Annotated in this window: 16 protein-coding genes and 3 tRNA genes; 3 read left to right on the forward strand and 16 right to left on the reverse strand. The window is 62.8% G+C overall.

Going from position 1 to position 22,487, the window contains the following annotated elements:
- Positions 1–36: 36 nt before the first annotated feature.
- Complete coding sequence (locus tag D886_RS0126140; protein WP_027596714.1) at positions 37–2,073, reverse strand: NADPH-dependent 2,4-dienoyl-CoA reductase; 2,037 nt, start codon at positions 2,071–2,073, stop codon at positions 37–39.
- 190 nt (positions 2,074–2,263) lie between these two features.
- On the opposite strand from D886_RS0126140, the gene D886_RS0126145 reads away from it, so the two are divergent.
- On the forward strand, positions 2,264–3,382 hold the full coding sequence (locus D886_RS0126145) for a nitrilase-related carbon-nitrogen hydrolase (protein ID WP_027596715.1): 1,119 nt from the start codon (positions 2,264–2,266) through the stop codon (positions 3,380–3,382).
- Between the two features lie 4 nt (positions 3,383–3,386).
- Positions 3,387–4,427 (forward strand): AraC family transcriptional regulator, encoded by a 1,041-nt coding sequence (locus D886_RS0126150; RefSeq protein WP_027596716.1) that lies wholly within the window; start codon positions 3,387–3,389, stop codon positions 4,425–4,427.
- Between the two features lie 230 nt (positions 4,428–4,657).
- On the opposite strand, the gene D886_RS0126160 is transcribed toward D886_RS0126150, so the two are convergent.
- The 15 genes from D886_RS0126160 to D886_RS0126230 form a co-directional block, all read right to left on the reverse strand.
- A complete protein-coding gene (locus D886_RS0126160) occupies positions 4,658–5,506 on the reverse strand; it encodes a DUF2242 domain-containing protein (protein WP_027596717.1) in 849 nt (282 codons plus the stop codon).
- Between the two features lie 189 nt (positions 5,507–5,695).
- Positions 5,696–5,772: transfer RNA gene (locus D886_RS0126165), tRNA-Asp, on the reverse strand.
- Between the two features lie 101 nt (positions 5,773–5,873).
- A tRNA-Asp gene (locus D886_RS0126170) sits at positions 5,874–5,950 on the reverse strand.
- Positions 5,951–6,042: 92 nt separating this feature from the next.
- A tRNA-Val gene (locus D886_RS0126175) sits at positions 6,043–6,118 on the reverse strand.
- 321 nt (positions 6,119–6,439) lie between these two features.
- Entirely contained in the window at positions 6,440–7,213 is a 774-nt protein-coding gene (locus D886_RS0126180) for an SDR family oxidoreductase (protein ID WP_027596718.1), read from the reverse strand.
- Positions 7,210–8,421 carry an O-succinylhomoserine sulfhydrylase gene (locus D886_RS0126185; protein WP_027596719.1) on the reverse strand — a complete coding sequence of 404 codons (1,212 nt, stop codon included), beginning with the start codon at positions 8,419–8,421 and terminating at the stop codon, positions 7,210–7,212. Before D886_RS0126185 ends, D886_RS0126180 begins: the two co-directional genes overlap by 4 nt.
- Positions 8,422–8,436: 15 nt before the next feature.
- The gene (gene purF / locus D886_RS0126190) at positions 8,437–9,942 is read right to left on the reverse strand and encodes an amidophosphoribosyltransferase (RefSeq protein ID WP_027596720.1); all 1,506 of its coding nucleotides are present in this window, start codon (positions 9,940–9,942) and stop codon (positions 8,437–8,439) included.
- Positions 9,943–9,984: 42 nt separating this feature from the next.
- Positions 9,985–10,542, reverse strand: a complete 558-nt coding sequence (locus D886_RS0126195) for a CvpA family protein (protein ID WP_012313468.1) — start codon at positions 10,540–10,542, stop codon at positions 9,985–9,987.
- Positions 10,543–10,690: 148 nt separating this feature from the next.
- Positions 10,691–11,344: an SPOR domain-containing protein gene (locus D886_RS0126200; RefSeq protein ID WP_027596721.1), complete on the reverse strand. Its 654-nt coding sequence runs from the start codon at positions 11,342–11,344 to the stop codon at positions 10,691–10,693.
- A 4-nt stretch (positions 11,345–11,348) separates the two neighbouring features.
- Positions 11,349–12,635 carry a bifunctional tetrahydrofolate synthase/dihydrofolate synthase gene (folC, locus tag D886_RS0126205; RefSeq protein WP_027596722.1) on the reverse strand — a complete coding sequence of 429 codons (1,287 nt, stop codon included), beginning with the start codon at positions 12,633–12,635 and terminating at the stop codon, positions 11,349–11,351.
- Complete coding sequence (gene accD, locus D886_RS0126210) at positions 12,635–13,528, reverse strand: acetyl-CoA carboxylase, carboxyltransferase subunit beta (RefSeq protein ID WP_027596723.1); 894 nt, start codon at positions 13,526–13,528, stop codon at positions 12,635–12,637. Before accD ends, folC begins: the two co-directional genes overlap by 1 nt.
- 218 nt (positions 13,529–13,746) lie before the next feature.
- Entirely contained in the window at positions 13,747–14,367 is a 621-nt protein-coding gene (locus D886_RS0126215; protein ID WP_027596724.1) for a phosphoribosylanthranilate isomerase, read from the reverse strand.
- A 59-nt stretch (positions 14,368–14,426) separates the two neighbouring features.
- Positions 14,427–15,284 (reverse strand): tRNA pseudouridine(38-40) synthase TruA, encoded by an 858-nt coding sequence (truA, locus tag D886_RS0126220; RefSeq protein WP_027596725.1) that lies wholly within the window; start codon positions 15,282–15,284, stop codon positions 14,427–14,429.
- Positions 15,285–15,394: 110 nt separating this feature from the next.
- Positions 15,395–18,103, reverse strand: a complete 2,709-nt coding sequence (locus D886_RS0126225; protein WP_027596726.1) for a FimV/HubP family polar landmark protein — start codon at positions 18,101–18,103, stop codon at positions 15,395–15,397.
- A 70-nt stretch (positions 18,104–18,173) separates the two neighbouring features.
- Positions 18,174–19,178 (reverse strand): aspartate-semialdehyde dehydrogenase, encoded by a 1,005-nt coding sequence (locus tag D886_RS0126230; protein ID WP_027596727.1) that lies wholly within the window; start codon positions 19,176–19,178, stop codon positions 18,174–18,176.
- A 208-nt stretch (positions 19,179–19,386) separates the two neighbouring features.
- Here D886_RS0126230 and D886_RS27510 point away from each other — a divergent pair, with 208 nt between their 5' ends.
- The gene (locus D886_RS27510) at positions 19,387–22,476 is read left to right on the forward strand and encodes a TagA domain-containing protein (RefSeq protein ID WP_050580810.1); all 3,090 of its coding nucleotides are present in this window, start codon (positions 19,387–19,389) and stop codon (positions 22,474–22,476) included.
- Positions 22,477–22,487 lie beyond the last annotated feature (11 nt).

The following is a 22,487-nucleotide window of genomic DNA, read 5'->3' on the forward strand; positions in this document are numbered from 1 at the left end:
TGAACATCGGGGGCCGCTTCGCGGCCCCCGGCTATCTCAAAGCTCGGCAGCCAACCGCGAGCCTTGGTTGATCGCCCGCTTGGCATCCAGCTCGGCCGCCACATCCGCGCCACCGATCAAGTGCACCGACTGGCCTGCGGCCAGCAAGCCTTCTTGCAGCTCTCGCAGCGGCTCCTGCCCGGCACAGATCACCACGTTGTCCACTGCCAGCAATTGCGGCTCACCGCCGCCGACCCGAATATGCAAGCCGGCATCATCGATACCCAGGTACTCCACGCCGTTGAGCATCTGCACCTGCTTGTTCTTCAGCCCCGTCCGGTGGATCCAGCCGGTGGTCTTGCCCAACCCGTCGCCGACCTTGGACTGCTTGCGCTGCAGCAGATACACCTGGCGTGCCGGCGCGTGCGGCGCAGCCTTGATGCCGGCCACACCACCGCGGGCCTTGAGCTGGGTGTCGATGCCCCACTCTTTCCAGAACGCCTCGCGGTCCTGGCTGCTGGCCACGCCCTGGTGCACCAGGTATTCGGACACATCGAAGCCGATGCCACCGGCGCCAATCACCGCGACAGCCTGGCCGACTGGCTTACGCTGGAGCAGCACGTCCAGGTAGCTGAGCACCTTGGCATGCTCGACCCCCGGGATCGCGGGCGTACGCGGCGCGATGCCGGTGGCCAGGATGACCTCGTCGAAGCCGCCGTCCACCAGCGCCTGTACATCGACGCGGGTATTCAGGCGCTGGTCTACGCCAGTGCTGCTCAGCTTGTTACGGAAATAGCGCAGGGTCTCGAAGAACTCTTCCTTGCCCGGCACCCGCTTGGCCACGTTGAACTGCCCGCCGATCTCGCCAGCGGCATCGAACAAGGTCACCTGGTGGCCCCGCTCGGCGGCCACGGTGGCGGCAGCCAGGCCGGCCGGGCCAGCACCGACAACGGCAATACGCTTCACGGTGCGCACAGGCAGGTAGTTGAGTTCGGTCTCGTGGCAGGCGCGCGGGTTGACCAGGCAACTGGTCAGCTTGCCGCCGAAGGTGTGGTCCAGGCAGGCTTGGTTGCAACCGATGCAGGTGTTGATCTCGTCAGCGCGCCCGGCAGCGGCCTTGTTGACGAAGTCCGGGTCGGCCAGGAACGGCCGGGCCATCGAAACCATGTCGGCATCGCCTTCGGCGAGCACCGCCTCGGCGACTTCCGGGGTGTTGATGCGGTTGGTGGTGATCAGCGGAATGCTCACGGTGCCACGCAGCTTGGCGGTGACCTTGCTGAACGCCGCCCGCGGCACTTTGGTGGCGATGGTCGGGATACGCGCTTCGTGCCACCCGATACCGGTATTGATCAGGGTCGCCCCCGCCTGCTCGATGGCCTTGGCCAGCAGTTCGATTTCGTCCCAGGTGCTGCCCCCTTCGACCAGGTCGAGCATCGACAGGCGGAAGATGATGATGAAGTTCGGGCCCACCGCGCCGCGCACACGGCTGACGATCTCGACGGCCAAGCGCATGCGGTTTTCATAGCTGCCCCCCCAGCGGTCGGTGCGGTGGTTGGTGTGGGCGGCCAGGAACTGGTTGATGAAGTAGCCTTCCGAACCCATGATCTCGACGCCGTCATAGCCGGCCCGCTGGGCCAGCGCGGCGCAATTGACGAAGTCGACGATCTGTTTCTCGATGCCTGCTTCGTCCAGTTCTTTGGGCTTGAACGGGTTGATCGGCGCCTGGATCGCGCTGGGCGCGACCTGGCGCGGGCTGTAGGCATAGCGCCCGGCATGGAGGATCTGCAGGCAGATCTTGCCGCCAGCGGCATGCACCGCCTCGGTCACGATGCGGTGCTTGTCGGCCTCTTCCTCGGTGCTGAGCTTGGCAGCGCCGGAGTAGACGCCACCCTCGTCATTCGGAGCGATACCGCCGGTGACCATCAGGCCGACGCCGCCACGGGCGCGCTCGGCAAAATAGGCCGCCATGCGCTCGAAGCCGCCGGGGCGTTCTTCAAGGCCCGTGTGCATCGAGCCCATCAGGGTGCGATTGCGCAAGGTGGTGAAGCCCAGGTCGAGCGGTGCGAGCAGGTGCGGATAACGGTCGGCAGCCATGGAATGTCCCCCTGTGGCGTGATCACGGAATGCGGGTGCCTCGCCGGCCGGCGGGCCCCGTCGTTTATCTGCCACTGACATTAAACAGCTGTTTGAACAGCCTCAATGATCGAAACTGACAACTTATTGATCCTCCCGTACAGCAGGGCTACCCTAGACAACTCCAACTTCCAAGGCGCTGTACCGCTTCATGCGAAAACTTCTGGCAAGCGCCCTGGCGCTGGTGATGATTGCCGCCCTGTGCGGCTACGGCTTCTGGACCCAGCAGCGCCCGGAAGGCCACTACCTTTCCGACCTGCGCATCGAGCTGGCGCTCAACCATGGCGTGCCCGGTGAGCGAGGCAATTTGCTTGGCGTCGAACCGCTGCTCTACCCCAGTGACTACCAGAACCTGCAACGCCTGCACCGCAAGCTTTCGGCCTATTTGCAGCAAGCTCGGGTACAGGGGCTGGTCGGCCCACGCACGGTGGTGGTGCTGCCTGAGCACATCGGTACCTGGCTGTGGGCACGGGGTGAAAAGAACGAGCTGTACCAAGTCACGCAGAGCCGCGAGGCCTTGCAATGGCTGGAACTGAGCAACCCGCTGCGCTATGGCCTGGCCATGCTGCGCGCCAACGCCGACGACTGGCGCAGCGACGCCCACCTGCGCATGAAGGCCGAGCAGATGGCCGCCGATTATCAGCAGTTGTTCGGTGGCCTGGCCAAGGAGTTTGGCGTCACCCTGGTGGCCGGCTCCATCGTGCTGCCGGCCCCCTATGTCAAACAAGGCGTGCTGCACGCCGGCAATGGCCCGCTGTACAACAGCAGCGTGGTGTTTGCCGGCGACGGCTCGCTGCTGGGCCAGCCACAGCGCCAGCAGTACCCGGACAGCGAAACGCGCCGTTTCATCCATGATGGCCGCCAGCAACCGCTGCAGGTGCTGCAAACCCCGGCCGGGCGCCTGGGCGTACTGGTCGGCAGTGACAGCTGGTACCCGGAAAACCACCAGCAACTGACACAACAATCCGTGCAATTGATCGCCAACCCGGTATTCCTCAGTGGCAAAGGCAGCTGGGAGGCGCCATGGCGTGGCAATCGCCATCAGGACGCGGCGGCCGAACTCGCCCTCAAGCGTGGCGAAGTCAGCGAACAAAACGCCTGGCAACGCCTAACCCAGGCCGCCGGCGAAGACGTCAGCAGCATGAGCGTGTTCATGCGTGGGCAGTTCTGGGAGCAGGCCAGCGATGGCCAGGGCTTCGCCCATCAGTCGGGTCAACTGCTGGCGGGCAACCCCAGCCATGGCGCCCGCCTGCTGAACCTGTGGTTGTAACCCCGTGGCCCGCCCCCGCGTGCGCCTGGGTGATCTGTCGGTAGGGTTTGTCCAGCCACTGGCCGAGGCCCTGCGCGTGCTGGGCCACGACCCTGCGCCCCTGCTGCAACGCTATGGCCTGGATGCGGCACGCCTGGCCGAAGCCGGAGCCCGCCTGTCGATCCCGCGTTACATGCACCTTGGGCATGCCGCCATCGCGCTCTGCGCCGAGCCGGCGCTGGGCCTGCACATGGGCCGGCTCAGCCGCCTGGCGCATGCAGGCCTTGCGGGCATCACCGCAGCCCAGGCGCCCACCGTGGGCGAAGCGGCGCGCACCTTGTTGCGCTTTGAGCCGCTGTACGCTGCCAACTACCGGGGCCACTCTCGCTTTCAGGAAGATGCCCAAGGCGCCTGGCTGCGGTTTTACTCCATCAGCCCCTACAACACCTACAACCGCTTCGTGGTCGACTCCCTGCTCGCCGGCTGGCTCGCGCAACTGGGCGACCTGGCGGGGACTGTGCTGCAGGCCGAACGGCTTGAAATCGAATTTGCTGCGCCGCCGTATGCCGCCCAGTATCAGGCGCTGTGCAGCACCCCGGTGCAATTCGGCGCCGACGGCAATCAACTGCGCCTGAGCCGCGCCACCCTGCAGATGGCCAACCCGCAGCACTGCCCGAGCACCTGGCAGCACCTGCTGCAGCTTTGCGAAGCGGAGTTGCAACAGCGCACGCGGGTGCGCAGCCTCGGTGAACGCATCACGCACCTGCTCGGCCCGCTGCTCAATGGCGGCCGCGAACCGGATCTGGACGAAGTGGCACTGAGCCTGCAGCTGCCGACCTGGACATTGCGGCGCAAGCTGGCCGAAGAAGGGACGCGTTTTCGCGACGTGTTGAACGAGACACGGCGCGACCTGGCCGAAACCTACATCCGTGACACGGAGCTGGCTTTCGGCGAAATCGCTTATCTGTTGGGGTTTGCTTCGGCAGAGGCTTTCCAGCGCGCATTCAAGCGCTGGACCGGCCTCACGCCGGGGGAGTTTCGCCGCAGTCAGCGGCAGGCCGGCTAAAGCTCGGTGGCGTCGTCGGCGGGTTCCGGGGTGTCCAGTTCGTATGCCTGGAACTCGAGCAGCTCTTCCTGATATTCATCCATTGCCCTGCGTCCTCTTTTCTCATTTGTCTTCGTAGATGTCGCCTTCAACCTAAGCAGGTTGGGTGAAGGAATGATGACAAGCTCATGAGAAGTAAACGTAGCAGGTATCGATGGCGTTATCGCCGCCTGTCTGTAACAGGGAATGTGTCAGAGCGCTGCGGGTGCGGGCTCTGCAGGCAGTGCCTCTTGTTGCACCTGAATAGGCGCAGGTTCGGCGGGCGGCGCTACTGGCTGTGACCCCTGGCTGTCATTGGCCACTGGCGCCGCTGGCACTTCGCTGGCGGGGGCAACGGCTGCAGGTGCAGGCGTGCTTTCAGCCGCTGGTGTGGCTTCAGCCGCGGGCGTTACAGGAGCGGTCACGGGCGCTGCAGCCGCCTGCTCCGGCAACCCCAGGTCTACCGCTGGTTTTTCAACCTTGGGGGCGGGCGCCTCAGGCTCGACTTTGGCCTTCGCCTTGCTGGCCTTTTTCGGCTTCGGCAGATAGCTCTCTACCAGTGCGAAGTAACGGTCGTAGAACTGCGCCGCCGTCACCGTCTCACTGGCGACCTTGACCATCGAGTCATCACTGGAGCCTATCGGCATGGACACCGAACCCAGCACGCCCACGCCAAGGCTGGCGGAAGTGTTGGATTTCTTCAGGCTGTAGCGGTCCTGCAGGGCGTTGGCGAACATGGTCGAGCGCTGCTCGTCGCTCACGTCGGGTGCGCAGGTAACGTTGAAGCTGATCTGCAGGTGGTTTTCGCTGTTCTGCTGAAAGCTCTTGTTGCCGGTCACCTGGTTGGCGCCGCTGCTGGTAATGATGTAACCCTGGCTGAGCAAGGCGCGGCGAGCGGCCTCGCAGGAGCCGGCATCGGTCACCGGGAAGCTGCGCGAGAAGGTGCCCGAGTCATCGAAGTTCTCGTGCTCGTAGATGGCGGCTTTTTTCGAGGAACAACCGGTCACGCCCGCCAGCACCAGGGCCAGCCCGAGCGCACCAAAGACGGATGATCTGGTCATTGCGAATTCCGGGTAAGTCGAGAAGGTGCCTATTGTGCATCACTGCGCACGGGCACTGAAACCGTTCATCCGTGAAGAGTCTGTCAGCTTCGTGTAAATGTGGACTGGCGGGGCGTGAAAACGAAAAAAGCGACCCTAAGGTCGCTTTTCACGTTGCTTCGAGGCGTTCAAGGGGCCTCGAGGCGAAGATGGCGCAGCGGACGGGACTCGAACCCGCGACCCCCGGCGTGACAGGCCGGTATTCTAACCGACTGAACTACCGCTGCGTATCGTTCAGGCTTGCGCCCGATTGAAACTGGGATCGACCTCAGGCATATTTGCCTTTCGGTCTCAGACCGGTGCAAGGCACCCATCTGTTACTAAAAAGTGGCGCAGCGGACGGGACTCGAACCCGCGACCCCCGGCGTGACAGGCCGGTATTCTAACCGACTGAACTACCGCTGCGCATAGTGACTTACGTCGTGGCTTATCAGGCCTTGTTCCTCTCTGGCTATCTGCTTCTTTCGAAGCTTCCTGCACCAGGAACGCTCAGGAAGTGGTGGGTGATGACGGGATCGAACCGCCGACCCTCTGCTTGTAAGGCAGATGCTCTCCCGGCTGAGCTAATCACCCCCGCGATGTTGCTTGTTGCGTTTGCTTCGCTGAGGCCGCGAAATTTACGCAGGTACCGATGCTAAGTCAATACCCCCATTGAATTTTTTTTCAAAAAGGGCAAAAAAGAGGTTTGCCAGTGCGAGGGCAATGGATCGATCCCGCCTTCACTGTAGGAGCAGCCTTGTGCTGCGAAGAGGCCGGTGAATGCACCGATGATTCAGCATGAGCTCACTGCCCTCTTCGCAGCACAAGGCTGCCCCTACACCAAGCAGTCGCGCGATGATTAATCGCTGGAAACAAGAAGGGGACCTTTCGGTCCCCTTCTTAACATCTGACAGCTCAGGTGTAGATCATCTTGCGGGTCATGCCGCCATCGACCACGAACTCCTGGCCGGTGACGAAAGCCGCTTGGCGCGACAACAGCCAGGCCACCATGGCCGCCACGTCTTCCACCGTCCCTACCCTGCCCGTCGGGTGCTGGGCATGGTCGGCATCGGTCAACGGTTCGGCACGGCGTTGGGAAGGGTCTCGTGCATCGATCCAGCCCGGGCTCACCGCATTGACGCGGATCTCCGGGCCCAGGCTCATGGCCAGGGCATGGGTCAACGCAACCAGGCCGCCCTTGCTTGCCGCATAGGCTTCGGTGTCCGGTTCGGACTGCCGTGCCCGGGTCGAGGTCAGGTTGACGATCGCCCCGTTATGCGCACGCAGGTAAGGTGCGCAATGCTTGGCCAGCAGCATCGGGCCATTGAGGTTGACCGCCAGCACGCGGTTCCATTGCGCCAGGCTAAGGCTTTCCAGCGTCTGGTTGTGCGGGTTGGCGATCGCCGCATTGCACACCAGCGCGTCGAGCCGACCGAACTGCCCCAGTACCTCGGACACCCCGGCACTGACCTGCGCCTCGTCGGCAACGTCCATGGTGATGAACCAGGCGTTGTCACCCAACGCCTTGGCCACCTTGGCCCCGCGTGGGCGGTCAAGGTCGCTGAGCACCACCTGCCAGCCTTCGCAGATCAACCAGGCGGCAATCCCCAGGCCGATGCCGCGAGCGGCACCGGTCACCAAGGCTACCCGGCCGTTATGGCCTGGCTTACTGCCGCTGATTTCAATCACAGTGCCGCCAACCCACGCGCGAGGTCTGCCTGCAGGTCGGCCACATCTTCAAGGCCCACGGCAACGCGGACCAGGCTGTCGCGGATACCCGCTGCCTCGCGCTCCTGCGGCGACAAGCGGCCGTGGGAAGTGGTGGCAGGGTGCGCGATGGTGGTCTTGCTGTCACCCAGGTTGGTGGTGATCGAGATGACCCGCGTGGCATCGATGAAGCGCCAGGCGCCCTCTTTGCCGCCCTTGACCTCGAAGCTGACCACCGCACCAAAACCGCTCATCTGGCGCTTGGCCAGTTCGTGCTGCGGGTGGCTTGGCAAGCCGGCGTAATGCACTTTCTCGATGCCGTCCTGCTGCTCCAGCCACTCAGCCAGTTGCTGAGCGCTCTCGCAGTGCGCACGCATGCGTAGCTTGAGCGTTTCCAGGCCTTTGGTGAAGATCCACGCATTGAACGGGCTGAGGGTCGGGCCTGCTGTACGCAGGAAGCCCACCACTTCTTTCATCTGATCACTGCGCCCAGCCACCACACCGCCCATGCAACGGCCTTGGCCATCGATGAACTTGGTTGCCGAGTGGAACACGATGTCGGCACCCAGCTTGAGCGGCTGCTGCAGTGCCGGGGTGCTGAAGCAGTTGTCCACCACCAGCATGGCGCCACGCGCGTGGGCGACTTCGCTGAGGGCAGTGATATCGACCAGCTCGGCCAGCGGGTTGGACGGCGACTCGACGATCAGCAGCTTGGTATTGGCCTTGATGGCCTTTTCCCAACCCGACAGGTCGACCAGCGGCACATAGTCCACCTCGACGCCGAAGCGCTTGAAGTATTTCTCGAACAGGCTGATGGTCGAGCCAAATACGCTCTGCGACACCAGCACATGGTCACCGGCGCTGCACAGCGACATGACCACGGCAAGGATCGCCGCCATACCGGTGGACGTCGCCACTGCCTGCTCGGCGCCCTCCATGGCCGCCAGGCGTTCCTCGAAGGCACGCACAGTCGGGTTGGTGTAGCGCGAGTAGACGTTACCCGGCGTTTCGCCAGCAAAGCGTGCAGCCGCATCGGCAGCCGTACGGAAAACATAGCTGGAGGTCAGGAACAGCGCTTCGCTGTGCTCGGCCTCTGGTGTACGGTTTTGCCCGGCGCGCACCGCCAGGGTGTCGAAGCCGACACCCTCGAGGTCACTGTCCAGTCGTCCGGCATCCCATTGATCCGTCATGCCGTCGCTCCCTAATCAGTTGTTGTAGAGGTCGATGATCGCGCTGACCGCCTGGGTCTTCACCTTCGCCAGGTCGTTACGGGCCTGCTCGATACGATCAAGGTAGGCTGCGTCGATGTCGCCGGTGACGTATTCACCATTGAACACTGCGCAATCGAAGTGCTCGATCTTGATCTTGCCGCCACCGACCGATTCGATCAGGTCCGGCAGGTCCTGGTAAATCAGCCAGTCGGCGCCGATCAACTCGGCCACCTGTTCGGTGGTGCGGTTGTGGGCGATCAGTTCGTGAGCGCTCGGCATGTCGATGCCGTAGACGTTGGGGTAGCGCACCGCAGGGGCTGCGGAGCAGAAGTAGACGTTCTTGGCGCCGGCTTCGCGGGCCATCTGGATGATCTGCTTGCAGGTGGTGCCGCGCACGATCGAGTCGTCCACCAGCATCACGTTCTTGCCGCGGAATTCCAGCTCGATGGCGTTGAGCTTCTGGCGTACCGATTTTTTGCGCGCGGCCTGGCCGGGCATGATGAAGGTACGGCCGATGTAGCGGTTCTTGACGAAGCCTTCGCGGAACTTGACGCCCAGGTGGTTGGCCAGTTCCAGCGCCGCAGTGCGGCTGGTGTCCGGGATTGGGATGACCACGTCGATGTTGTGCTCAGGGCGTTCACGCTGGATCTTCTCGGCCAGCTTTTCGCCCATGCGCAGGCGCGCCTTGTACACCGAGACGCCATCCATGATCGAGTCCGGACGAGCCAGGTAGACGTGTTCGAAGATGCACGGCTGCAGTTTCGGGTTTTGTGCACACTGCTTGGTGTACAGCTGGCCTTCTTCGGTGATGTACACCGCTTCGCCCGGCGCCAGGTCGCGGATCAGGGTGAAGCCCAGCACGTCCAGGGCGACGCTTTCGGAGGCGATCATGTACTCCACACCTTCGTCGGTGTGACGCTGGCCGAACACCACCGGGCGAATACCGTTCGGGTCACGGAAACCGACGATGCCATAACCGGTGACCATGGCCACCACCGCATAACCACCTACGCAGCGGCTGTGCACGTGGGAAACCGCAGCGAACACGTCTTCTTCGGTCGGCTGCAGCTTGCCGCGTACGGCCAGCTCGTGGGCGAACACGTTCAGCAGCACTTCCGAGTCGGAATTGGTGTTGACGTGGCGCAGGTCGGACTCGTAGATCTCCTTGGCCAACTGCTCGACGTTGGTCAGGTTGCCGTTGTGCGCCAGGGTGATGCCGTACGGCGAGTTGACGTAGAACGGCTGGGCCTCGGCCGAGGTCGAGCTGCCCGCCGTTGGGTAGCGCACGTGGCCGATACCCATGTGGCCGACCAGGCGCTGCATGTGGCGCTGCTGGAAGACATCGCGCACCAGGCCATTATCCTTGCGCAGGAATAACCGGCCGTCATGGCTGGTCACGATACCGGCAGCGTCCTGGCCGCGGTGCTGGAGGACCGTAAGCGCGTCATACAGCGCCTGATTGACGTTCGACTTACCGACGATACCGACGATGCCACACATGCGACGCAACCCCTACTTTGACGAAACTTGAGTGAATAGCGCTCAGGGCTTTGCCGGCCCGAGCAACTGTTCCTTGAACGGGAGATCAGCCGGTGTGCTGATCACCCCACTGGACATCCACTGGCTGGTGAAACCCAGAATCAGGTTTTTCGACCAGTCAGCGACCAAGAGAAATTGTGGTATCAGGCGTGATTCCTGCCACCAAGTGTCTTGTTGAACCGGCCCCAGGCTAAGCAGCCCGATGGCCACTACCACCAGCAAGGCCCCGCGCGCGGCGCCGAAAGCCATGCCGAGGAAACGATCGGTACCCGACAGCCCGGTCACGCGGATCAGCTCGCCGACAAGGAAGTTGACCATGGCCCCCACCAGCAGGGTGGCGACGAAAAGAATGGCGCAGCCTGCGATGATGCGCATCGATGGCGTCTGGATGTAGCTTTCAAGATACACCGAGAGCGAGCCACCGAACATCCAGGCAACCGCACCGGCAATGATCCAGATGAGCAAGGACAAGGCTTCCTTGACGAAGCCGCGCTTGAGACTGATCAGTGTGGAGACGGCGATGATCGCGATGATCGCCCAATCAACCCAGGTAAATGCCACGGTGCTGCCTGCAGACGTTTGAGGCGGCGCATTTTACCAGAGCGGCGGGCTGGGGGTAAGCGGAATGTCGGGCCGATTAACAACTGCGCGATACTTGTAGGAGCGGCCTTTCGCGACGCAAGGCCGCTCCTACAAAGAGGCAGCGCTATCAGCCGCGCTCGGGCTGGAAGCGCACCACAAAGCCTTTGAGGCTGTGCTTGCGGTTGATTGCATCACGTACGCGCTCGGCCTCGGCGCGCTCGATCAGTGGCCCGACGTACACCCGGTTCATACCGCCCGCCGAGCGGATGTAGGCGTTGTAGCCCTGGCTTCGCAACGTCTGCTGCAGGCTTTCAGCCCCGGCACGATTGGAAAGGCTGGCCAATTGGATAGACCAACTGACCGGCAACCCATTCACGTCGATCTTAGACGGCGCTGCCGGCTTGGCGGCGGCAACGCCAGGCGCAGGGGTGGCGGCCGGTGTGGCTTCAACCTTGGGCGCTGGCGGCTTGGCAGCCTGGGCCTGCGTTTGCGGGGATGGCGTAATCGGCTGGCTAGGCGTGCTGGCTGGCGCGGTAGACTCGTCAACCACCACCGGTGGCTGCTGCGGCTCCTCTGCAAGCACCTGCGGCTCCGGCACGGCGACCGGCTCCACTTGCACCTCTGGCAGGCTCGGCATGGCCGGCGCCTGCGGGGCCTCGACACGCACCTGGCGCATCTCGTCCTCGCGGGTGAACAGCATCGGCAGGAAGATCACCGCCAGCGCCACCAGCACCAACGCACCCACCATGCGCTGTTTCATCCCTTTATCCAGCACTGCCATCTACTCAACCCTCCGGGGCCTGCCGCGCCAACCACTCCAGGGCCTGGGCGACACAGAAAAACGAACCGAACAGCAGGACCTGATCATCCGCCGTCGCCTGCGCGCATTGCCCTTCGAGGGCAGCGTCAACGCTGGCATAAGACTTCACCGCGGCGCCGAGGTTCGTCAAGGCGTCAGCCAGTTCTGCGGCCGGACGGCTGCGCGGCGTGTCCAGCGGTGCGACCGCCCAGTCGTCGACCAGTGCCTGCAAAGGCTCGACAACGCCCGGCAGGTCCTTGTCGGCCAGCAGGCCGAACACTGCCAGGCGGCGCCCCTTGACCGGACTTGCCGCCAGGCGCCGTGCCAGGTACGCCGCAGCATGCGGGTTATGCCCGACATCCAGCAACAGCTCCACACGCTTGCCCTGCCAGCGCACCTCACGGCGATCGAGGCGACCGGTGATACGGGTATCGAGCAGCGCCTGGCGCAGTTGACCGGCATCCCAGGGCAGCCCCATCAACAGGTAGGCCTGCAGGGCCAGGGTGGCGTTTTCCATGGGCAGGTCTAGCAGCGGCAGATCGCGCAACGCTACCAGGCCACCCTCCGCCGTTTTCCCACGCCAGTGCCAGCTGTCGCCTGTGCTTTCCAGGTCGAAGTCACGCCCACGCAAGAACAACGGCGCCGCCAGCTCATGGGCCTTGTCCAGCAAGGGCTGCGGCGGGTCAAGGTCGCCACACAGCGCCGGCTTGCCAGCACGGAAAATGCCGGCCTTCTCGAAGGCGACAAGCTCACGGGTATCACCCAGGTAATCGACATGGTCGACACCGATGCTGGTCACCAGCGCCAGGTCGGCATCCACCACGTTCACGGTGTCCAGACGGCCACCGAGCCCCACTTCGAGCACCACAGCATCCAGCTTGGACTGGTAGAACAACCAGAACGCCGCCAGGGTGCCCATCTCGAAATAGGTCAGGGAAATGTCGCCTCGCGCCGCCTCGACGGCGGCGAAGGCTTCGCACAGGCGCTCATCACTGGCCTCTTGGCCATTGATGAGCACCCGCTCGTTGTAACGCAACAGGTGTGGCGAGCTGTACACGCCCACCTTGAGCCCCTGGGCACGCAGCATCGCGGCGACGAAGGCGCAGGTGGAACCCTTGCCATTGGTGCCAGTGACGGTCACCACGCGCGGTGCCAGCTTGCCCAGCGCCAGGCGGGCAAGCACGTTCTGCGAACGCTCCAGCCCCATGTCGATGGCCGAAGGGTGCAACTGCTCGAGGTAGGCGAGCCATTCGCCCAGGGATCGTTGTTTCATCACGCGACCGCAGCCGCCTCACGTGCCTGCTCCGGGGTTTCCTGGCCGGTCATCTGGGCCAGCAGACGGGCCAGGCGCGGGCGCAGTTCGCCACGGGAGATGATCAGGTCGATGGCGCCGTGCTCCAGCAGGAACTCGCTGCGCTGGAAGCCTTCTGGCAGCTTCTCACGTACGGTCTGCTCGATCACGCGCGGGCCGGCAAAGCCGATCAGTGCCTTGGGCTCGCCGACGATGACGTCGCCCAGCATCGCCAGGCTGGCGGAAACGCCGCCGTAGACCGGGTCGGTCAGCACGGAGATGAACGGAATGCCTTCTTCACGCAGGCGCGCCAGCACAGCCGAGGTCTTGGCCATCTGCATCAGCGAGATCAGCGCTTCCTGCATGCGCGCGCCACCGGAGGCCGAGAAACAGACCATCGGGCAGCGGTTTTCCAGGGCGTAGTTGGCGGCGCGAACGAAACGCTCACCGACGATGGCACCCATGGAGCCGCCCATGAAGGAGAATTCGAACGCGCTGACCACGATCGGCATGCCCATCAGGGTACCGCTCATGGAGATCAGCGCGTCTTTTTCGCCGGTCTGCTTCTGCGCACCGGTGAGGCGGTCCTTGTACTTCTTGCCATCGCGGAATTTCAGGCGGTCGACCGGCTCCAGCTCGGCGCCCAGCTCAGCACGGCCTTCGGCGTCGAGGAAGATGTCGATACGCGCACGTGCGCCGATGCGCATGTGGTGGTTGCACTTAGGGCAGACATCGAGGGTCTTTTCCAGCTCCGGACGATACAGCACGGCCTCGCAAGCCGGGCACTTGTGCCACAGGCCTTCAGGCACCGAGCTCTTCTTCACCTCGGAACGCATGATCGAAGGGATCAGTTTGTCGACTAACCAGTTGCTCATGCTTTCTTTCTCCAGTATCGGCGGGCGGGGGCCGGCGTAACCGGCCTGCCCTGCCCTTGAGCTCAAAATCTTTTATGAAACGATGATGGAACGGCCGCCGGGGCTTCCGGCGCGCCGCGCCACCGTTAATGTGTTGTTCGCCCACCGCATCGGCGGGCGCCCCGCAGGGGCTGCGATAGCTATGGACGATGGTGCGCCGCCAACCGTCACATCCACCGTCACGCCTGTTGCACCGCACGCATGAAGGCTTCGATCTTTGCCGCATCCTTGATGCCCTTGGCCTGCTCCACCCCGCCACTGACATCCACCGCATAAGGCCTGACCTGGGCAATGGCCCGGCCGACATTCTGCGCGTCCAGGCCACCGGCCAGGATAATCGGCTTGCTCAGGCGCGCCGGTACCAGCGACCAGTCAAAGGCTTCCCCCGTGCCCCCGGGCACGCCGGGCACATAGGTGTCCAGCAAGATACCGCGGGCGCCAGCATAAAGCCGGCAGGCCGCTTCCAGGTCATCACCCGGGCGCACGCGCAGGGCCTTGATCCAGGGGCGATGGAAGCCTTCACAGTCTTGCGGGGCTTCATCGCCGTGGAACTGTAGCAGGTCCAGGGGAACCACTTCGAGGATCTCGTTGAGCTCGCAACGCGACGCGTTGACGAACAACCCGACAGTGGTCACGAACGGCGGCAGCTCGGCAATGATCGCGCGCGCCTGGCGCACGTCCACGGCACGCGGGCTCTTGGCGTAGAAGACGAAGCCGATGGCATCGGCCCCCGCCTCGGCGGCAGCCAGCGCGTCTTCGATGCGGGTAATCCCGCAGATCTTGCTGCGAACGTTGCTCATGGACTGCGAACCCTGCTGTTTCGGTGAAGGCCGGATGTTAGCAAAAGGCTTTTGGCCCGTCAGTCTGCCAATGCCTCGTAGCCGGTCAAAAAGTGTGGGCCGATGTAACGTTGGGGCAGTTGGAAGGCTTCGGGGTATTCCACTTGCACCAGGTACAGACCGTACGGGTGTGCCGTCACCCCACCCTCGCGGCGGTTGCGCCCTTCCAGTACTTCCCGCGCCCAGGTGGCGGGCCGTTCACCCGCGCCGATGGTCATCAACACACCGGCGATGTTGCGCACCATGTGGTGCAGGAACGCCGTGGCACGCACGTCCAGCACGATCATCTGGCCATGGCGGGTGACGCGCAGGTGATGGATGTGCTTGATCGGCGACTTGGCCTGGCACTGGCTGGCGCGGAAGGCACTGAAGTCGTGGGTACCGAGCAGGAATTCGGCGGCTTCGGCCATGCGTTCGACATCCAGCGGGCGGTGGTTCCAGGTCACCTCCTCAGCCAGGTGCGCGGGGCGGATCGGGTCGTTGTAGATGACGTAGCGGTAACGCCGGGCGGTGGCCTTGAAGCGGGCATGGAAGTCCGCCGGCATCGGGCGCGACCAGACCACGCTGATGTCGTGGGGCAGGTTGAAATTGGTGCCCAGGGTCCAGGCGCGCTCATCGCGGATGGCGCGCGTGTCGAAGTGCACGATTTGCCCGCAACCGTGAACCCCGGCATCAGTTCGCCCGGCACAGATCACGGAAATCGGCTCGTTCGCGACTTTCGACAACGCCTGCTCGAGGGCTTGCTGGACGCTGGGCACGCCGCTGGCCTGGCGCTGCCAGCCGCGGTAGCGCGAGCCCTTGTATTCCACGCCCAGGGCGATGCGGGAGTAGCCTTCAGCCGCGGATTCGGCGGCGGTGTCGATGATGTCCAAGAGCATGAAACCTGTGGTGATTACGCAATGGCGGGATTATAACGACAACGGCAGCCCTGTTGGGCTGCCGTTGGGGGTGGTTACATCTGTTAAGCCGCGAGACCTCAGAACGGGGCTCAGACCAACCGAGACAACAGGTCCTCGGCTTCCTGACGCTGCGTCCCGTCGCCATCCTTGACGACTTCATCGAGGATGTCACGGGCACCCTGGTGGTCGCCCATGTCGATATAGGCGCGCGCCAGGTCGAGCTTGGTGGCGACTTCATCACTGCCAGAGAAGAAGTCGAAGTCCAAGTCGTCCAGTGGCTCGGGCTCGGGCTGCTCAACGGCGTCTTCAGCGGTGAAGTGCGGCTCCAGCGAAGGCGACTCGAGGTTCTGGGACAGCTTGTCCAGCTCCGCGTTGACGTCATCCAGCTCCGAAGCAAAGCTCTTGGCAGCCGGCGAGTCATCCTCCAGCGACAGCGAAAGGTCGAAGTCCGACGGCAGGTCCAGTTCGGTGATCGGGTCAAACTCTGGCATGCTGTCGAAGGCTGCCAGCTCGGCGGCAACGTCTACCGGCGCCTCTTCGGCGACAGCCGGGGCCACGGGCTCGCTGACGTCGAGGTCGAAGTCATCCAGATCGGCAACGGGCTGAGGCTCGGCTTGCGCCAGCATCGCTTCGAAATCAGCATCGGCATCGGCGGCAATGTCTGTTTCAGCGTCAGTTTGCAGCTCAGCCTCCACAGCAGCGGGCTGTTCCTCTACCTGCACTTCGTCCAATACAGGTTCATCCAGCACAACTTCGTCCAGCACTGGCTCGTCCAGCAGCGGCGCTGCCAACGGGTCTTCCTCGGGCAGGTCTTCACCCAGGCTCAGGTCGAAGTCGCTGTCCAGGTCCGACTCATCAAGCGACGGAACCTCGCTAATGGCCTCGGCCTCAGGCTCGACGATGTCGTCCAGCGCTTGCTCTGCGACAAAATCGGGCTCCGCCAGCACCTCTGGCTCGGCCTCGGGCACGATGTCTTCAACCACCGGCGCCTCAGACTGATCTTGCAGCAGGCCCTGCACGTACTGCTCATCCATCTCGGCAGCCAACGCTGCCGCACCCAAACCGGCGGCGGCCAGCCCCAGCATGGCTGGGAAACGGCCTTTGAGTTCGTCGACCTGAGCAACATTCTGCTCAGTCGCTGGCAGCACACGCTCCTGCTCGACGAACGCACTGTGATCACCCTGACGGGCATACACTTCCATCAGTTTCAGGCGCAGTACGTCACGCTCAGGCTCTGCGGCAAGAGCCGTTTCAAGCAGCTCGGCGGCATGATTCAGGCGGCCGCTTTGCAGGCTTTGCTCGACTTCCGCCAACAGGGCGGCCGTCGTGTCTGGCTGCGGCGCTGGCTCGGCGAGCGCGACCGCGGGCTTTTCTGCAGCAGTGGCGGCAGCAGCAGACGCCGCGACCACCGCTGGCGACAGCGTTACGCTCGGCGCCGAAACCTCCAGGCCTTCAAAGCTGTCGGCATCGATATCCAGGCCCGCACCCTGCTCTTCCTCAGCCAAGGCCCGCGCCATGCGCAGGTGTTTCTCGGCTTCTTCCTGGGCCTTGCGCTTGCGCATCAACAGCACCAGCAGCAACAACAGCACAAGGAACGCAGACCCTGCAATCAGCCACAGCAGCAACGGGTTGCCAAGCACGCCGTCAGCGCGCGGCTGGGCGTCAGGCACACTGGCCGGCGCGGTATCGACGGCCGCCGGTGCAGGTTTAACGTCCGGCTCGGCATTAGCTGCCGGATTGGCCGGCGCAGGCTCGCCTGGCAGAGCAGCGGCGACTGGCGCCTGACCTGCTGCGCCCTGGGCTTCAAGCCGGGCCAACTGGTCGTTTTTCAGCGCGATCAGACGCTGCAGCTTGTCCAGTTGGCTCTGCAGGTCCGCCATGCGGCTCTTGAGCTCATCGTTGTCACGACGGCTGGTATCGAGGCTTTCCTGGGCCACGGCCAGTTTGTCGTTCAGCCCTTTGGCCGGCGCAGCGCCTGCCTGGTTGCCGGGGCTGACCAGGCGCAGGTTGTCACCCTGGGCAATGCGCTCTGGCGCGGCCTCGGCGGCACCGCGGCGGGTGGCGTCGAGCTGACGGGCACGCGGCCCCAGGCGCCGGCCTTCACGCCAGGCCGCATACTGCTCGGCCACGTCGCGAACCGCCTCACCCTGAGCAATGGCCTGGATTTGTTGCTGGTCGGGCAGGCGCAGTACCTGGCCCACCTTCAATTGGTTGATGTTGTTGCCAATGAAGGCGTCCGGGTTCAGCGCCTGGATCGCGATCATGGTCTGCTGAATCGAGCCGCCCTGGCTGTTGCGCGCAGCAATCTGCCACAGGGTGTCGCGGCGCTGGGTGGTGTAGTTGCTGGCGCCCGTCACCGCGGGTGCGACATTGCCTGGCGCAGGCTGTTTGCCCTGGGCCTTGGCCTGGTCGAGCAGGACGCTGTAGTCACGCAGCAGTCGCCCCTGCGGCCACATCACCTGCACCAGAAACTTGACCACAGACCCCGGCAGCGGCTGGCTGGAGGTGACGCGCAGCACGCTCTTGCCGTTGGGGTTGATCACCGGCGTGAATGTCAGGTCTTCGAGGTAAGTCGCAAAGGTTACCCCCGCCTTGCTGAACTCTTCCGGCGGCGCCAGGCTCGGCGCCACTTCGGCGGCAGTGAGGTCGCGCACGTCGAGCAATTCGATCTCGGCGTCCAGCGGCTGATTCTGTGCCGACTTGAGGGTCAGCTCCCCCAAGCCCAACGCATTGGCCATGCCCGACGACAGCGCCGAGGCAGCAGCCATGGCCAGGACCAGTTTGCGAATTCGAAGCATGACCTCTTCCCTTGTATGAATCGTCCCGAAACCTGCATGCAGAGCAGGACAAAAGTGCTCGCAGTATCTTTTACAGCCTGTGTTTAATCAACAATTGCGCCACTTGCACAGCGTTGAGCGCAGCGCCTTTGCGCAGGTTGTCGGTGGTCAGCCAGAGGTTGAGCTGCTGGTCGTCATCGACACCATGGCGTACACGTCCAACATAGACCACGTCTTGGCCCACTGCGTCACCTACCGGCGTCGGATAATCGTCGCGCGCGACCAGTTCGACGCTGTCGGCATTCTCCAACGCAGCATTGACTGCCGCCAGGTCTACCGGTTTACGGCTTTGCACCGCCACACTGAAGCTATCGCCGAAAAACACCGGGACTTGAATGCAGGTCACGGAAATCTTCAGTTCGGGCTGCCCCAGCAGCTCGCGCAGCTCGCTGACCAGGCGCCGCTCAAGGCCAGCATGGCCTTGTTCGTCAACCGCACCCACCTGGGCCAGCAGGTTGAACGCCACCTGGCGGTCGAAGAAGCGCGGCTCCAACGGGCGGGCATTGAGCAGCTCGGCGGTTTGACGGGCCAATTCGTTGACCGCTTCGCGGCCTTGGGCAGAGACCGCCAGGTTGGCCATGACCTGCACCCGCTCGATGTCCAGCAGGCCTTTCAGCGGTGCCAGCGCGACAGCCAGGGCAACGGCTGCAGAGCCTGGGCTGGCCAGGCGCGCAGGCAGCTTCAGGTTGGCGATGCTGTCGGCATTGGCTTCCGGCACCACGGCAAGGGCGTCGTCAAGGCCGCCGGACAGGTCGATGACCGTGCAGCCCGCCTGCTGGGCCTTGCTGGCGAAACTGCGGCTGACGCCAGGGCTGGCAGCGAAGAAGGCCAGTTTGACCTGGGCGAAATCGAAACTGTCGACTTCACGCACCTTGATCTTCTTGCCTGCGAACATCACGCTGCTGCCCGCCGACTCCATGCTGGCCAGCAGGTGCAGGGTCGCGACCGGAAATGCCAGCTCTTCGAGGATCTGTACGAGGGTTTCACCGACGCTACCGGTGGCGCCGACGACGGCGATGTCCAGGGGTTGGGTCATGGAGGGGATCCTTTTGCTGAAACGGCGGGGGGCGGCACTTTACTCGGATTATGGAACAACGAACACCCTCAATACGCCAGCCCCTCTGCGACCGACAGCCGAACATCAGGCCGGCCAGAATGACAGGCGCTACCTGACATTTTTGCCAGTATCAGAATTTCTCGATCGCACCCAATCTTGCCTGACGTCTATTCATCGAGACACACGTATGCGCCCACTCCTGATAACAACGCTGCTGTCATGTTTGGTCACTAGCGCCTGCGTACCTCAGGATTACGGCCCGACTAACTTCGCGGATGCGCCGAGAAATGATCTGCAGGGCGCTCTGGGGGGGCAGGTCGACTTTGCCCAAACGCATGTGGTAGCGGCGACCCGCAGAATCTTCGACCCGTTTCTGGTGCCGCACAAAGCGGCCCTGGTGCTGTTCAGGCCCAACAAGCCCGTCACTGACGTGGAAATGACCATAACGCTGGATGGCCGCACCACCACCGTACGCATGGATCGCCCGGAAGCACTTCCAGGCACCGCGGTATATGACCAGAAGGACACCTTCTCTGGAAATACCATTGAGGGCAGCTACCCGAAGTTCAGGGAAAACACGTTCAGCTATCAGATCCCCTGGAACCTGTTCACCGCCGATGCGCGCATCAGTTTTCAGCAAGCTGGCAACCCGAGCATTCAAGGCTCGCTACCCGCTGACAAATTCGTGTTCATGACCCCTGAAAGCGAGGGGCTGACGCTGATGAACATCAAGGGCTGCATCTTCAAGGATAAGTCGACGTGCAGGGATACCCTCGATCAGTTCGACGGTGAGTACAACCCCACTGCCGCGCGTATTGCAGCACGGGAAATGCTTTCCGAAGTGCCCACTCAACGCCTTCACCTAGGCACCGGCAAAGCCTACTGGCCACGCATCATTGCCATGGGACCCGACCAAAAGCCGCATGTTTACGACAAGACGAATGGCATGGAGTGGGCTGCGTTCGGCGACAAAACGTTACCAGCCAAAGTGGGCATGGGTCATTTCTGGCGCGCGGCTTCGAACCTGGGCGACAAGAAATCTGGATACCCTGTGGCCATTACGGGGCAATTGCTCGACACGCCAGAAGACATGCCTCCTTTGCCGCCAGGCGTAGGCGCCAGCTGTGGAGGCAACAGCTGCAATTACCCTTACTACCCCAATGGCTTCTGGCATGAAACAGGCCACGCCTTTGGCCTTCCTCACGATACACCCCCACGCTACGAAGACTGGTCGTACAGGGCGTATGACAATGTCTTTCTGCCACACATACATCCTGACCCACACCGCTACAGTCTGCCGGTAGACCATCTGGGCTTGCACTACTTCGGCCAGGTTGTTGGATCACTCTCCGCCCCGCCTTGGGCTTCCGGTCCCGCTTCGGCGCCCTTGATTGACGAGTTCGAAAAGCTGGGCCTGAAATCGACAGAAGGCGCCAGTTGGAAACGCTATATTTCTCCCTATAACCACCAGCAGACGCTGCGTGTACAACAGCGCTTCGGACGGCTGCCGGACGGCGCAAAGTACGCTGATGTGTTTGACGACCACCGCCCGCCGGCCATGGGCGTCACTGCCGTTGCCGCCAAGGAAGGCAACGGCCTTGCGGTGACTGCCCCCTCTCACGGCCTCCCTGACCCTGGCATTCGGCAACCTGCCCCCCTGCCGTCGTTGCTTTCGCCCGCATCAAATCGAGTCCCTATTGAAACTGCAGTGCCGGTACATACCTTGGTGGTGACCTTTTCAGACCCGTCACACAACCGGGATGGCATCAACCAAATCTATCCGGCCATTTTGAGCAACTATGGAAATGTCTTCAGCCCTGCACAGTTATCCGCCAGTGCTGCGACCCGCCCAGAGCGCAGCGCGAGCTATTCCGTATTGATGACGACAACCTTGCAATGCCTCGCCTCGGAACACGACCGGCTGGTATTGAGAGCTTGCGATGACGAATCGGCTCAATTAACCCTAGAAACCGTACCCCCTGATAACGCAGCGGAAGCGCCACTCGCGCCGATTGTCGTCGTGCGTAACAGGGAGGGAAAATGCCTGGAATTCAATTTTCACTTTCACCATTGCGTCAACGCCGAACGACAAGTTCGCTGGCGCGGCCGCATAGACATCACGAATCAATCTCGCCTGCTCAAGCTGCAAGAAAGCAACACAGGCCGGTTCATTACCCCCACTGGCACCGGCGACCTGGCCTTGCTCGCCAATAGCAGCGAGAACGAATTGCAACATTTCAAGCCAGGCGACGATTGCAACCCGCACACTTATCGGGTCGATATTCATTACGCCAGCGGCGCCATCGAAACACACCCACTCTACGCCGGCCCCATCGCGAAGGACACATTGAAAACGGCCGTTTTCAATGTCAGCTCCCAGCGCAAACCTGTCAAAGCGGTGCTCAAAGTGGATGACGCCATCATTTATGAGCGACCGCTGGAAGAGAACCGCCTTCCCCAGGTCATTAGCATGGGGGCCGAGCACGGCGAGCAGATAAACCAGGTCTGGGAGCCGCAATGGCTGTATTCAAAAGAACGAAACGCCTGCCTAGCGGCCACCGATCAAGGTTTGAAACTTGCGACCTGCAATGCGGACGCAATTTGGCGTCTCCCTCAAAAGAAAGTGTTCCCCCAGCTGTTCGACACCTACGAGCCAGTCGACCTCTCGGGCCGTTGCATCAACACTCAGTTAGCAACTGGCGAATGCCATTTCCCTCGCAAAGATACCGCTTGGTGGACGCGCCAAGACCTGACCCAGACCCCTTCTGAAATCTATCTACAAGAACTGACTACCGGAACGTTCATCACCACCATCCAAGGTAACGATACCCCACTGCTTGCCCCGCTGACCTACAGCCCAGGCCAACGGTTCCAGAAACAGGCGCTACTGAAGTTCATGGTGACGCACAAAGGTCGATGCCTGATAACTTCGGGCGAAACAGTAGCAGTGTCGACCTGCGAGCCCAATCACCTGAAAAGTTGGTACATGATCAGCACGGCCACCCTGCCGCTGCCAGATGGAAGTACCGAACTCACGCTCATGAACGGCGCTGGCCAATGCCTGAACGACGAGTTGAAGCTTCAGGGGTGCGCGCAACCGCGTGCGGACAGGCTCACCTGGTTAACTCGAAAGGACCTGGCAGGGCAGCTCCACAGGATTCGCCTTCAGAACAAGAAGACTGGTCAATTCGTGGATGTAGGGCAGGATGGTTCGGTTTCGCTTAAGCCCTTGGCGGGTGACTCCCAGGTCTTTATCTACACAATTGAACTGCAATGATTGCAGATCGC

It is taken from the genome of Pseudomonas sp. LAIL14HWK12:I7, from assembly GCF_000483465.1.
Lineage (GTDB): Bacteria > Pseudomonadota > Gammaproteobacteria > Pseudomonadales > Pseudomonadaceae > Aquipseudomonas > Aquipseudomonas kermanshahensis.

What these genes read in the sequence shown, in the direction of transcription:
- purF (WP_027596720.1), bottom strand. Translation starts at nt 9,942, where the DNA reads ATGTGTGGCATCGTCGGTATCGTCGGTAAGTCGAACGTCAATCAGGCG.
- D886_RS0126160 (WP_027596717.1), bottom strand. Translation starts at nt 5,506, where the DNA reads ATGACCAGATCATCCGTCTTTGGTGCGCTCGGGCTGGCCCTGGTGCTG.
- D886_RS0126225 (WP_027596726.1), bottom strand. Translation starts at nt 18,103, where the DNA reads ATGCTTCGAATTCGCAAACTGGTCCTGGCCATGGCTGCTGCCTCGGCG.
- truA (WP_027596725.1), bottom strand. Translation starts at nt 15,284, where the DNA reads ATGCTCTTGGACATCATCGACACCGCCGCCGAATCCGCGGCTGAAGGC.
- D886_RS27510 (WP_050580810.1), top strand. Translation starts at nt 19,387, where the DNA reads ATGCGCCCACTCCTGATAACAACGCTGCTGTCATGTTTGGTCACTAGC.
- accD (WP_027596723.1), bottom strand. Translation starts at nt 13,528, where the DNA reads ATGAGCAACTGGTTAGTCGACAAACTGATCCCTTCGATCATGCGTTCC.
- D886_RS0126215 (WP_027596724.1), bottom strand. Translation starts at nt 14,367, where the DNA reads ATGAGCAACGTTCGCAGCAAGATCTGCGGGATTACCCGCATCGAAGAC.
- folC (WP_027596722.1), bottom strand. Translation starts at nt 12,635, where the DNA reads ATGAAACAACGATCCCTGGGCGAATGGCTCGCCTACCTCGAGCAGTTG.
- D886_RS0126230 (WP_027596727.1), bottom strand. Translation starts at nt 19,178, where the DNA reads ATGACCCAACCCCTGGACATCGCCGTCGTCGGCGCCACCGGTAGCGTC.
- D886_RS0126145 (WP_027596715.1), top strand. Translation starts at nt 2,264, where the DNA reads ATGCGAAAACTTCTGGCAAGCGCCCTGGCGCTGGTGATGATTGCCGCC.
- D886_RS0126185 (WP_027596719.1), bottom strand. Translation starts at nt 8,421, where the DNA reads ATGACGGATCAATGGGATGCCGGACGACTGGACAGTGACCTCGAGGGT.
- D886_RS0126140 (WP_027596714.1), bottom strand. Translation starts at nt 2,073, where the DNA reads ATGGCTGCCGACCGTTATCCGCACCTGCTCGCACCGCTCGACCTGGGC.
- D886_RS0126200 (WP_027596721.1), bottom strand. Translation starts at nt 11,344, where the DNA reads ATGGCAGTGCTGGATAAAGGGATGAAACAGCGCATGGTGGGTGCGTTG.